The 11,988-nt window shown below is 63.9% G+C and carries 9 protein-coding genes; 3 read left to right on the forward strand and 6 right to left on the reverse strand.

The window, feature by feature from the left end:
* Positions 1–114: 114 nt before the first annotated feature.
* Together ACJRW5_RS14835 and ACJRW5_RS14840 are read right to left on the reverse strand one after the other, a co-directional pair.
* Positions 115–816 carry a 3'-5' exonuclease gene (locus ACJRW5_RS14835; RefSeq protein ID WP_484571271.1) on the reverse strand — a complete coding sequence of 234 codons (702 nt, stop codon included), beginning with the start codon at positions 814–816 and terminating at the stop codon, positions 115–117.
* Positions 813–2,744, reverse strand: a complete 1,932-nt coding sequence (locus ACJRW5_RS14840) for a putative nucleotidyltransferase substrate binding domain-containing protein (protein WP_484571272.1) — start codon at positions 2,742–2,744, stop codon at positions 813–815. Before ACJRW5_RS14840 ends, ACJRW5_RS14835 begins: the two co-directional genes overlap by 4 nt.
* A gap of 176 nt (positions 2,745–2,920) precedes the next feature.
* On the opposite strand from ACJRW5_RS14840, the gene ACJRW5_RS14845 reads away from it, so the two are divergent.
* The gene (locus ACJRW5_RS14845) at positions 2,921–4,987 is read left to right on the forward strand and encodes an LTA synthase family protein (RefSeq protein ID WP_484571273.1); all 2,067 of its coding nucleotides are present in this window, start codon (positions 2,921–2,923) and stop codon (positions 4,985–4,987) included.
* Between the two features lie 121 nt (positions 4,988–5,108).
* Here the strand turns inward: ACJRW5_RS14845 and ACJRW5_RS14850 are convergent, their stop codons facing one another.
* Positions 5,109–7,286, reverse strand: a complete 2,178-nt coding sequence (locus ACJRW5_RS14850; RefSeq protein WP_484571274.1) for a malate synthase G — start codon at positions 7,284–7,286, stop codon at positions 5,109–5,111.
* A gap of 360 nt (positions 7,287–7,646) precedes the next feature.
* Between ACJRW5_RS14850 and ACJRW5_RS14855 the strand changes: the two genes are divergently transcribed.
* Both ACJRW5_RS14855 and ACJRW5_RS14860 read left to right on the forward strand, forming a co-directional pair.
* Positions 7,647–8,096: an N-acetyltransferase family protein gene (locus ACJRW5_RS14855; protein WP_484571275.1), complete on the forward strand. Its 450-nt coding sequence runs from the start codon at positions 7,647–7,649 to the stop codon at positions 8,094–8,096.
* Positions 8,097–8,129: 33 nt separating this feature from the next.
* Positions 8,130–8,648, forward strand: a complete 519-nt coding sequence (locus ACJRW5_RS14860; RefSeq protein WP_484571276.1) for a glycine cleavage system transcriptional repressor — start codon at positions 8,130–8,132, stop codon at positions 8,646–8,648.
* Positions 8,649–8,944: 296 nt separating this feature from the next.
* On the opposite strand, the gene rarD is transcribed toward ACJRW5_RS14860, so the two are convergent.
* The 3 genes from rarD to ACJRW5_RS14875 all read right to left on the reverse strand — a co-directional run bounded on the left by rarD (position 8,945) and on the right by ACJRW5_RS14875 (position 11,981).
* Positions 8,945–9,838, reverse strand: a complete 894-nt coding sequence (gene rarD / locus ACJRW5_RS14865; RefSeq protein ID WP_484571277.1) for an EamA family transporter RarD — start codon at positions 9,836–9,838, stop codon at positions 8,945–8,947.
* Between the two features lie 311 nt (positions 9,839–10,149).
* The gene (locus ACJRW5_RS14870; protein ID WP_484571278.1) at positions 10,150–11,124 is read right to left on the reverse strand and encodes a serine/threonine protein kinase; all 975 of its coding nucleotides are present in this window, start codon (positions 11,122–11,124) and stop codon (positions 10,150–10,152) included.
* Positions 11,125–11,216: 92 nt separating this feature from the next.
* Entirely contained in the window at positions 11,217–11,981 is a 765-nt protein-coding gene (locus tag ACJRW5_RS14875) for a TOBE domain-containing protein (protein ID WP_484571389.1), read from the reverse strand.
* Between the last annotated feature and the right edge of the window lie 7 nt (positions 11,982–11,988).

Below are 11,988 nucleotides of genomic sequence, written 5' to 3' on the forward strand. Positions count from 1 at the left end.
CAGCCACGGATGCATGCGAGCACGAATCCGTAGGAGCGGCTTTAGCCGCGATGTCTGCCGCGCCGCTGCGCATCTGTAGAAGCCCGCTTGCGGGCGATGCGCCGGGGGAGGGTACTACATGGCGTGCTGGCGACGGCGTCGGCTGGCCAGTTGACGCTCCAGTTCGCAGAGGCTGTCGATGCCCTGGCGGCGGGCCTTGCTGAACAGCATCAGGGCCAGTTCGGCGGTGACCAGGGCATCGGCGCTGGCGTGGTGGCGTTGCTGCACTTGCAAGCCAAATTCGCCGATCCAGTCATCCAGGCCGCCGTGACGCACGCGTGCCTGCGGGCAAAGCAGCGGAGCGATCTCGGCGACGTCGAAGAAGTTGTGTTGCAGCCGATAGCCCAGGCTCTGGCGCAGGGCGCGGGCCAGCATGCGCTGGTCGAAACCGGCATGGAAGGCCAGCACCGGGCTGCTGCCGAGGAACTCCATGAAATCCAGCAGCGCCTCGACCGGATCGGCGCCACGCGCCACTTCGCTGGGGGCGATGCCATGGATCAGGGTGCTGGCGCTGGCCTGGTGATCGGGGCGGCACAGGGTGCACTCGAACTGTTCGGCGAAGTCGATGGCGCCGTTGTCGATCACTACTGCGCCGATGGCCAGTACCAGATCGCGACGCATGTTCAGGCCGGTGGTTTCCAGGTCGAGCACGACGAAGCGCTGCTGGTGCAGCGGACGTTCGTCCAGCGGCGCCGGTGCGCTCAGCGCCTGACGACGTTGCAGTTGTTGCTGGGTCAGGGCCGGGCCGCGGCCGGTGAACCAGGTGAACTTGCTCATAGCTGATACCTCATGGCCAGGCTGCTCTGCAGTCGCTGAGCCTGGCGGAAGGACTCGCGCAGAATACGCCGGTCCAGGTGATTCAGGTGGTCCGGATCGACCCGGTTGGAGTAGGGCAGTTCGTCGCGAGCCTGCAACTGATGTTGCTGCATGCGGGTTTGCTGGATGAAATGATAGGCCTCTTCGTAGGCCGCGCCATCCAGCGTGTCGATCACCCCCTTGGCCACTAGTGCGCGCAAGCGCTCCAGCGTGCCGACCGCCCTGATGCCGTTGGCCAGTGCGAGCAGGCGGGCACCATCGACGAAGGGGGTCAGCCCTTGCACCTTGAGGTCGAGGGTATCCTTGTCAGCGCCGGAACGGGCCACCACGAAGTCACGGAAACGGCCGACCGGCGGGCGCTGGCGCAGGGCGTTCTCGGCCAGCATTTTCTGGAACAGGCTGTTGCTGCGAACACGTTCGAGGAGTTCTTCGCGCAGTTGCTCGCAGCCCTGATCCGGGCCCCAGATGGTGCGCAGGTCGAAGTAGATGGACGAGCCCAGCAGATTCTCCGGTGTCGCTTCGTTGACGAAACCGGCGAAGCGCCGCGACCACTCCTGGCGGGACAGGCACAGCTCCGGGTTGCCCGCCATGATATTGCCCTTGCACAGGGTGAAGCCGCACTGCGCCAGGCGCTGGTTGATCTCGCTGGCCAGCGGCAGCAGACGCCCACGAATGGCCGCCGCCTCGGCTGCATCGGCGGCTTCGAAGAGGATGCCGTTGTCCTGATCGGTGTGCAGGGTCTGCTCGCGACGGCCTTCGCTGCCGAAGCACAGCCAGGTGAAAGGTACACCCGGATCGCCCATTTCTTCGATGGCCAGCTCGATCACCCGGCATACGGTGTGGTCGTTGAGCAGGGTGACGATATGGGTGATCTGGGTCGAGCTGGCGCCGTGAGCGAGCATGCGATCGACCAGCAGGCGGATGTCGCTGCGCAGTCCGGCCAGGGTTTCCACCTTGCCGGCGTGACGAATGGTGCGGGCCAGATGAACCAGATCGACGCGCTGCAGGCTGAACAGGTCGCGCTCGGAAATGACCCCGCAGAGCTTCTCGTTCTGTACCAGGCAGACGTGGGCAATATGCCGCTCGGTCATGGCGATGGCGGCGTCGAAGGCGCTGGCGTCCGGTTGCAGGTGGAAGGGGTTGGGCGTCATCAACTGCTCGATCGGCTGGCCCAGATCGGCGCCATCAGCCACGACCCGGCGCAGGTCGCGCAGGGTGAAGATGCCCAGCGGTTTTTCTGCCGGATCCAGCACCACGATGCTGCCCACGTGCTGCTCGTGCATCTGCCGCACGGCCTCACGCAGCGGCGTGTGCGGCGCGCAACCAATGGGCTGGCGCATGGCCAGTTCGCCCAGGCGCGTGTCCAGTGAGTATTGCGCGCCGAGGGTTTCCACGGCGCGCAATTGCACCTGCTGGTTGACCTGGTCGAGCAGGCTGCTGACGCCGCGCAGGGCGAAGTCGCGCAGTGGGTTGGAGACGGCGAACAGTTTGATGAAGGCGTGCTTGGCCAGCAGCAGGCAGAAGGTGTCCTCGGCGGCCAGGTGCTCGGTACGGGTGGCACGCTCACCGATCAGGGCAGCCAGCGGAAAGCACTCGCCAGCGGTGATCTCGAAGGTGGTTTCCGTGCCACGCCTGGCGCTATGCGGACGTTCCCCATGCACGCGGCCCTGCTTGACGATGTAGAAGTGTTCGACCGGGCCGTCGCTGGGCTTGATGATCGAGTCGCCCTCGGCATAGAAGCGCAACTGGCAGTGCTCGACCAGAAAGGCCAGATGGGCGGTGTCCATCTGGTTGAAAGGGGGGAACTTCTGCAGGAACTCCATGGTGCCGTGGATGTTCTGCAGCACCGCAGTTTTGCCCGCATCGGCCATTGCGTCGGCCTTGCTCATGGGCTTGCGCCTCGCGCTTCCGGGATGCTTTCAGTGTGGCCCGGCTCGGCCTTTTTGCCCATTGCACCTAAGTAGGGTGCGTTGCCAGCGCCTGGTTACGCGGCCTTGACGAAATTTTGACTTCCCGCCAGGCAGACTTCGTCAGCCCTCCTGTTCCGCAACCCGCAAGGCCTACCATGCAGTCATCCACCCCCGCTGCCCGAGCCACCGTTCAGGTCAGCATTGGCAGTCATCTGGCATTCATCCTCAGCAGCGCGCTATGCATGCTGTTGCTCTTCGCGCTGGCCCGACTGGGACTGTTGGCCTATAACCACGCGCTGATCGGTACGACGCCAGCCAGCACCTTCGCCGAAGCGTTCTTCAATGGTGCGCGTTTCGACCTGCGCCTGATCGTCTATCTGTGCATCCCGCTGACCCTGGCGCTGCTCAGCGTACGGGCGATGGGTGCGCGTCGTCTGCACGTGGCCTGGCTGACCCTCGCCACCAGCCTGTGCCTGTTCTTCGCCGTGGTCGAACTGAACTTCTATCGCGAATTCCATCAGCGCCTGAACAGCCTGGTGTTCCAGTACATGCAGGAAGATCTGGGTACCGTGGCCAGCATGATCTGGAACGGGTTCCCGGTGCTGCGCCTGCTGCTGGTCTGGGCTCTGGCCAGCGTATTGCTGGCCTGGCTGTTTCGCCGCATCGAACGCGCCACCCGCGCGCGCGCGAACGCCGCGGTACCGCACTGGCCAGCGCGCAGTGCGGTGTTCGTGATGTTCCTGGTGGTCTGCGTCGTTGCTGCGCGTGGCACCTTGCGCTCCGGTCCGCCGCTGCGTTGGGGCGACGCCTACACCACCGACTCGATGTTCGCCAATCACCTGGGCCTCAATGGCACGCTGACCCTGGCCAATGCCGCCAGCAACTACTTCTCCGATCACCGTGACAACAGCTGGAAGGCGACTCTGCCGGAGGCCGAAGCCCGGCAAGTGACTCGCGAGTTGCTGCTGACCCCGCGTGACCGCCTGATCGATGCCGACCAGGCTGCTGTACGGCGTATCTACACGCCGCCGGCCGAAGGTCAGCTACCGCAGGTGCGCAATGTGGTGGTGATCCTCATGGAGAGCATGGCGGGGCGCTACATCGGCGCGATGGGCAACCAGGATGGCATCACCCCGAACTTCGATGCGCTGGCCAAGCAGGGTCTGCTGTTCCAGCACGTATTCTCCAACGGCACCCACACCCATCAGGGCATGTTCGCCACGATGGCCTGCTTCCCCAACCTGCCGGCGTTCGAGTACCTGATGCGCATGCCCGAGGGCAGCCACCAGTTTTCCGGGCTGCCGCAACTGCTCAGTGCCCGTGGCTACGATGACGTCTACGTCTACAACGGCAGCTTCGCCTGGGATAACCAGTCCGGCTTCTTCGCCAACCAGGGCATGCGCAACTTCGTCGGCCGCGAGGACTTCGTCGACCCGGTGTTCATCGACCCGACCTGGGGCGTCTCCGACCAGGACATGTTCAGCCGTGGAGCAGACGAGCTTGCCAAGCTGGGGCGCCAGGGCAAGCCTTTCTATGCACTGCTGCAGACACTTTCCAATCACACGCCCTACGCCCTGCCGGAGAACCTGCCGGTCGAGCGTGTCACTGGCCACGGCTCGCTCGACGAGCACCTGACCGCCATGCGCTACGCCGACTGGGCGCTCGGCCAGTTCTTCGCCAAAGCGCGCCAGCAGCCGTATTTCAAGGACACTCTGTTCGTGGTGCTGGGCGACCATGGTTTCGGCAACGACGAGCAGATCAGCGAGATGGACCTGTCACGCTTCAGCATTCCGCTATTGATGATCGGCCCGGGCGTGCAGCAGACCTTCGGCAGCAGTCGTGACACTGTCGGCAGCCAGATCGACGTGGTGCCGACCATCGTCGGGCGCCTCGGCTTGCCGGTGCAGGAGCAGTGCTGGGGCCGTGATCTACTGGCGCTGCCGTCGGATGATGCGGGGGTGGCGATGATCAAACCGTCCGGCAGTGACCAGACCGTGGGGCTGGTGAGTGGCGACCGCTTGCTGGTCAAACCGCGTGACCGTGAGGCGCGTCTTTATCGCTACCAGCTGGGGCACGAGGCACATGCCGAGGTGATCGAAGATGCCCAGGCGCGTACTGACCTGGAGCGCAAGCTGTCGGCCTTCGTACAGACCGCAACCGCCAGCCTGCTGGGCAACAGCACTGGCGTGTCGTTGGACAAGACGGCGCAGGCCAAGCGCTAGCGCCTAGGTCGCGGCTAAAGCCCCTCCCACAACATTCGCGCCCGTGGGAGGGGCTTCAGCCGCGACTGCCCAATGAAAAACCGCCCCGGAGGGCGGTTTTTTCATACCCACTACGCGGGTATCACAGACCGTTCTTGGCCTTGTACTCGCGACGGCGGCGGTGCAGCACCGGCTCGGTGTAGCCGTTGGGCTGCTTGGTGCCTTCGACGACCAGCTCCAGCGCGGCCTGGAAGGCGACGTTGCTGTCGAAGTCCGGAGCCATCGGGCGGTACAGCGGATCATTGGCGTTCTGACGATCTACCACCGGCGCCATGCGCTTGAGGCTCTCGACCACCTGCGCCTCGCTGACGATGCCGTGGCGCAGCCAGTTGGCCAGCAGCTGGCTGGAGATACGCAGAGTGGCGCGGTCTTCCATCAGGCCGACATCGTTGATGTCCGGCACCTTGGAGCAGCCGACACCCTGGTCGATCCAGCGCACCACGTAGCCGAGGATGCCTTGTGCGTTGTTGTCCAGCTCGTTGCGGATTTCTTCCGCTGACCAGTTGGTGTCCTTGGCCAGCGGGATGGTCAGGATGTCATCCACCGACGCCGGGGTACGCTTGGCCAGCTCGGCCTGACGCGCGAACACGTCGACCTTGTGGTAGTGCAGGGCATGCAGGGTGGCGGCGGTCGGCGACGGGACCCAGGCGGTGTTGGCGCCGGACAGCGGGTGCGCGACTTTCTGCTCGAGCATGGCGGCCATCAGGTCCGGCATCGCCCACATACCCTTGCCGATCTGCGCGCGGCCCTGCAGGCCGGTGGCCAGGCCGACGTCGACGTTGTTGTTCTCGTAGGCACCGATCCAGGTCTCGCTCTTCATGGCGGCCTTGCGCACCACGGCGCCGGCTTCCATGGAGGTGTGGATCTCGTCACCGGTACGGTCGAGGAAGCCGGTGTTGATGAACACTACGCGCTCGCTGGCCGCCTTGATGCAGGCCTTGAGGTTGACGGTGGTGCGGCGCTCTTCGTCCATGATGCCGACTTTCAGGGTGTTGCGGGCCAGGCCCAGCACATCCTCGACACGGGCGAAGATCTCGCTGGTGAAGGCGACTTCTTCCGGGCCGTGCATCTTCGGTTTGACGATGTACACGCTGCCGCTGCGGGTGTTCTTGCGCGTGGTGTTGCCGATCAGGTTGTGCACCGCCATCAAGCTGGTGAACAGCGCGTCCTGAATGCCTTCAGGGACCTCGTTGCCTTCGGCATCGAGGATGGCCGGGTTGGTCATCAGGTGGCCGACGTTACGCACGAACAGCAGTGAACGACCATGCAGGGTCAGTTCCGAGCCGTCTGGTTGGGTGTAGACGCGGTCCGGGTTCATGGTGCGGGTGAAGGTGCTGCCGCCCTTGGACACTTCCTCGGCCAGGTCGCCTTTCATCAGGCCCAGCCAGTTCTTGTAGACCACGACCTTGTCGTCGGCATCGACGGCGGCGACGGAGTCTTCGCAGTCCATGATGGTGGTCAGCGCCGCTTCCATCAGCACGTCTTTCACGCCGGCGGCGTCGGTGCTGCCGATGGCGCTGGAGGCATCGATCTGGATTTCGAAGTGCAGGCCGTTGTGCTTGAGCAGCACGGCTACCGGCGCGCTGGCGTCACCCTGGAAACCAACCAGTTGCGCATCGTCACGCAGGCCGGTGTTGCTGCCGCCCTTGAGGCTGACGACCAGCTTGCCGTCGACGATCTTGTAGGCGCTGGAGTCGACGTGGGAACCGGCAGCCAGCGGCGCGGCCTCGTCGAGGAAGGCGCGAGCGAAGGTGATGACCTTGTCGCCACGGACCTTGTTATAGCCCTTGCCCTTCTCGGCGCCACCTTCTTCGCTGATCGCGTCGGTGCCGTAGAGGGCATCGTACAGCGAGCCCCAGCGGGCGTTGGAGGCGTTGAGGGCGAAGCGCGCGTTCATCACCGGCACCACCAGCTGCGGGCCGGCCAGGCGGGCGATCTCTTCGTCGACGTTCTGCGTGGTGGCCTGGAAGTCTTCCGGCTCCGGCAGCAGATAGCCGATCTCTTGCAGGAACGCTTTGTAGGCAGCGGCATCATGAGCCTGGCCCTGACGCGCCTGGTGCCAGGCATCGATCTGCGCCTGCAGCTCATCACGCTTGGCCAGCAGGGCACGGTTTTTCGGTGCCAGGTCCTTGATGACCGCAGCGGCACCGGCCCAGAAGTTGTCGGCAGCGATGCCGGTACCGGGAATGGCTTCGTTGTTCACGAAGTCGTACAGGGCTTTGGCGACCTGCAGGCCACCGACTTGAACGCGTTCAGTCATCACTTGCCTCACTCTCTGAGCTTTACTCAATAGCCGCTTCGGGCTTCTCTGAAAACGACCTGCGTGGTCATCGCCTGCGCTTTCAGAGAGGCTCGTCGGAGACGGTCTGGCCGTCTTGTAGTTCGTGGCGCGGCATACTACATCAAGATTCTGGGGAAATGCAGTGGCTAGGCGTCAGACTGCGACCAAAAGACTATTCTCGGTCACGTCGAATACGCTATGTGTGCAAAAAACTTCACTATTGTTTCATAAAAAATGTAAAAACGTACACGATTAATTGGTCTGGCTACTGACAACAGCGCCAATATGGCCTACGCGCTACCTCGCCTATACTGCCTTGCACGCATTCTGGAGCCTGCCATGACGGTTTCCGCCGCCACGACTGCCGATCTTGCCGACCTCTCTCGCCTGTTCGCCGGCTATCTGCATTTCTATCAGGTGCCGCGCGATCGAGCCGATGTCGCGGCTTTTCTCGGCGCGCGTTTGCAGCTCGGTGATTCGCGGTTGTTCATCGCCCGTGACGAGCACGGCGTGGCGCAGGGGTTCGTGCAGCTGTATCCCTTTCATTCCTCCCTGGCACTGGAACCGGCCTGGTTGCTCAGCGATCTGTATGTTGATAAGAGCGTTCGCCGCCGCGGCGTAGGCGAGGCCTTGATGAATGCCGCTCGCGCCCATGCCGAGGCGACTGGAGCCTGTGGTCTGCAGTTGGAAACGGCGAAAACCAATCTGGCCGGACAGCACCTCTATGAGCGACTCGGTTATGTGCGTGACGAACAGTTCTTTACCTATTGGCTGGCGCTGAACCGCTGACCCTATTGGCATGACATGAAAGAGAGGCAGTAGATGGACCATTTGGTATTGACGGTGATTGCCGAGGATCAACCGGGCCTGGTCGAGCGCCTCGCCGGTTGCGTGGCGAAACATGGCGGCAACTGGCTGGAGAGTCGCATGGCGCGGATGGCCGGTCAGTTCGCCGGAATAGTGCGGGTGGATGTGCCGGCCGAGGCCCATGGCAGCCTGATCAAGGAACTCGAAGCGCTGAACGCCCAGGGTATTCGCGTACAACTGGCGGCCAGTGGCAGTGAGCCAGGTGGGCGCTTCACCTCGATTCGCCTGGAACTGGTGGGTAATGATCGGCCTGGCATCGTGCGTGATATCACCCGCGTCCTGGCCGAGCAGGGCGTCAACCTGGAGAACCTGCTGACGGAGGTGGCACCAGCGCCAATGAGCGGCGAGTTGCTGTTCACGGCGGAGGCCTTGCTGGCGGTGCCCGATACGCTGGAGCTGGAACAGTTGCAGGCACGCCTGGAAACCCTGGCCGACGATCTGATGGTCGAGCTGAACCTGCGCGCCGAAGACTGACCGACGGAATATCCACGGCCTGCGTGGATCAGCCTGTGGATAAGCTGGGGAACCCCGGCGCACTCCCTAGTGCGCCGGGGTTTTTCATTGTCTGGCTAAAAAAACAGCAGAATCAAAGGCTTGTGCACAGATGCCGGGGATGGATCTGTGGATAAGCCGGGCGTGACAGGCGCAACCCCAAGGCTGACGAGGCTCGGGGAGGTTTGCACGTTTTCTGCTCAGAGCCCCCGCATGATGCACCTCGCCCGGTATCGCAGATACGCCGGTACAGGGGCGTGGGGACGGCGCAGCATTGGTCAATCGCGAGAGCGTTTGCGCAGGTTCAGCCAGATATCCAGGCTGTATACAAACAGGCCGGCCCAGATGCAGGTGAAGGCCAGCAGGGTACTGGGGGCGAAGTGTTCGTCGAAGAGGAAGATCGCCTGCAGCAGCACCAGCGTCGGTGCCAGGTACTGCAGAAAGCCCAGCGTGGTGTAGGGCAGATGCCGTGCTGCGGCGTTGAAGCACACCAGCGGTACCAGGGTGATCGGGCCGGCTGCCGCCAGCCAGAGTGCCTCGCTGCCGGTCCAGAAGCTGGCCTGACTGCTCATCGCCGCAGGGTGCAGCGCCAACCAGACCAACGCTACCGGCAGCAGCAGCCAGGTCTCCACCACCAGTCCGGGCAGGGCGGCAACCGGAGCCTGCTTGCGGATCAGCCCGTAGAAACCAAAGGTCAGCGCCAGCACCAGCGACACCCAGGGCAGGCTGCCGACCTGCCACAGCTGCTGCAACACACCCAGTGCGGCGAGGCCGACGGCCAGCCACTGCAGGCGGCGCAGGCGTTCGCCGAGAATCAGCAGACCGAGCAGGACATTGATCAGCGGGTTGATGTAATAGCCCAGGCTCGCCTCGAGCATGCGCTCGTTGTTCACGGCCCAGACGTACACCAGCCAGTTGGTCGCGATCAGCAGGCCGCAGCCGGTGAGTACTGCCAGGCGCTTGGGGTTGTCACGCAGCTCGCGCCACCAGCCAGGGTGTTTCCAGACGAGCAGCAGCAGACCACCGAACAGCGCGGACCAGAGCACGCGATGAACGACGATTTCCATCGCGGGTACGCTTTGCAGGGCTTTGAAGTAGAGGGGAAACAGGCCCCAGATGATGTAGGCGGTAAGGCCGAGAATGTACCCGCGCTGCGGGTTGGCGGTGGCCATCGAGGATCCTTGGTGAGGCGGTTGGAGGTAGCCGCGAAATTCTAGTCCTCAGGCCCAGCGCTTGTCTGTTCGTTCAGGTTTTTCTGCGTGCGGGGCAGCGGCAAAGTCGTAAGGCAAATTTTACGCGGCGCGCGCAACTGTATCGGTCGACCCTGTACGTAGCCCGGTGCATCCGGGAACGGCGCCCCGGGTCGCCGTCCAGGTAGGGTGCGCCGTGCGCACCAGCCGTTCCGGATACACCTGCTCACCGTTCGGCATCGCCCGCATCGGTGCGCACGGCGCACCCTACATGAGGGCATCTGAACGATGCCTCAGAACAGCCGCAGCGGCTCTTCGTCCAGCGCCGCCAGCTGTTCGCGCAGGGCGAGGATCTGGTCGCCCCAGTAGCGCTCGCCGGCAAACCAGGGGAAAGCCAGGGGGAAGGCCGGGTCGTCCCAGCGCTTTGCGATCCAGGCGCTGTGGTGCATCAGGCGCAGGGCACGCAGGCCCTCGATCAGCGGCAACTCGCGGGCGGCGAAATCATGGAACTCCTGGTAGCCATCGACCAGTTCGGCGAGCTGGCCGAGGCGCTCGTGACGTTCGCCGGCCAGCATCATCCACAGGTCCTGTACGGCCGGGCCCATGCGGCAGTCGTCGAGGTCGACCATATGGAAGCTGTCGTCGCGGCACAGCAGATTGCCTGGGTGGCAATCGCCATGCAGGCGAATGGGCTGGTAGCTGACGCGGGCGAACAGTTCATCGAGGCGCGCCAGCAGATCGCGCGCCACCGACTCGTAGGCCGGTAGCAGACTGCGGGGGACGAAACCGCCATCGAGCAGTGCCGTCAGCGCTGCATGGCCAAAGTTATCTACGGCCAGGGTCTCGCGGTGAGCGAAGGGGCGGCTGGCGCCGATCGCATGCATGCGACCGAGCAACTGGCCCAGGCGATACAACTGATCAAGATTGCCGGGCTCAGGCGCGCGGCCGCCGCGACGTGGAAACAGGGCGAAACGGAAGCCGCCATGTTCGAACAGCGTCTCGCCATCACGGGCCAATGGCGCGACGACTGGAACCTCATGTTCGGCCAGTTCGTTGCTGAAACCGTGCTCCTCGCGGATCGCTGCATCACTCCAGCGATCTGGACGGTAGAACTTGGCGATCAGCGGGGTCTCGCCTTCGATGCCGACCTGGTAAACGCGGTTCTCATAGCTGTTCAGCGCCAGTACGCGGGCGTCGCTGAGGTAGCCGAGGCTTTCCACTGCGTCGAGTACCAGGTCCGGGGTGAGGGTTGAAAAGGGATGGCTCATGAACAGCTCCGCGCAAGTGAGCGGCCAGTCTACCGGCTTGCGCGAGGCGCAGGGGGCCTCGCCGGCCTTGCTGGGATTGGCGGGCTTCCGTTCTAGAGTTGTGTGCCGAGCAGAATCTGGCTGGCGGCGAACTGTGCGCGGACCGGGTCACCGACATTCAGCCCCAGTGCAGTCAGTCGAGCTGGATCGATCAGCGCGCAAAGCGTCTGGCCATTGGCCAAGGCAATACGCACGTCGCTGGGGCCGTCGCCAGCGGGAAGAATCTGCTCGACATGACCTTCGAGGGCATTGCGGTGCTCGTCGCGTGGCTCCTGCGGTGACTGCAGTTCCAGCCAGCCGGCCTTGATCAGCGCGACGACGTTGCTGCCCGGTTCCAGCTGCAGGTTTTCCGTACTGTCGTGAGTGATTTGCGCCTGTAGCAGACTGCCGCCTGGCAGTTCGATGTCGATCAGATCGTTATGTCCATCGGGGTGAATAGCGCGCACACGGCCGGCAAGCTGGTTACGCGCGCTGGTGCGCAGCATCAGGCGGCTGAGCAGTTGCAGGTCGGCGTCGTCCTCGGCTGCCTGCAGCAACTGCGCCTGCAGCGCCTGCACGCGCTGATGCAGGGCCAGCAGTCGTTCCCCTGCAGGAGTCAGGCGTGCACCGCCACCGCCCTTGCCTCCAACACTGCGGCTGACCAGCGGCTGTTCGGAAAGATTGTTCAGTTCGTCGATGGCATCCCAGGCCGCTTTGTAACTGAGCCCTGCAGCCTTGGCCGCGCGAGTGATGGAGCCTTGTGCGGCGATCTGCTCCAGTAGGGCCAGGCGTTTCGGACGGCGACTGAGTAATTGCGCGAGGGAATCGAGTTGCGACATGGTGCTG

This window comes from Pseudomonas pichavaramensis (assembly GCF_050473265.1).
In the GTDB taxonomy this organism is placed as follows: Bacteria; Pseudomonadota; Gammaproteobacteria; order Pseudomonadales; family Pseudomonadaceae; genus Aquipseudomonas.

Coding starts and splice junctions, on each gene's coding strand:
- ACJRW5_RS14840 (WP_484571272.1), bottom strand. CDS start 2,744: ATGAGCAAGGCCGACGCAATGGCCGATGCGGGCAAAACTGCGGTGCTG.
- ACJRW5_RS14835 (WP_484571271.1), bottom strand. CDS start 816: ATGAGCAAGTTCACCTGGTTCACCGGCCGCGGCCCGGCCCTGACCCAG.
- ACJRW5_RS14875 (WP_484571389.1), bottom strand. CDS start 11,981: ATGTCGCAACTCGATTCCCTCGCGCAATTACTCAGTCGCCGTCCGAAA.
- rarD (WP_484571277.1), bottom strand. CDS start 9,838: ATGGCCACCGCCAACCCGCAGCGCGGGTACATTCTCGGCCTTACCGCC.
- ACJRW5_RS14855 (WP_484571275.1), top strand. CDS start 7,647: ATGACGGTTTCCGCCGCCACGACTGCCGATCTTGCCGACCTCTCTCGC.
- ACJRW5_RS14850 (WP_484571274.1), bottom strand. CDS start 7,286: ATGACTGAACGCGTTCAAGTCGGTGGCCTGCAGGTCGCCAAAGCCCTG.
- ACJRW5_RS14870 (WP_484571278.1), bottom strand. CDS start 11,124: ATGAGCCATCCCTTTTCAACCCTCACCCCGGACCTGGTACTCGACGCA.
- ACJRW5_RS14860 (WP_484571276.1), top strand. CDS start 8,130: ATGGACCATTTGGTATTGACGGTGATTGCCGAGGATCAACCGGGCCTG.
- ACJRW5_RS14845 (WP_484571273.1), top strand. CDS start 2,921: ATGCAGTCATCCACCCCCGCTGCCCGAGCCACCGTTCAGGTCAGCATT.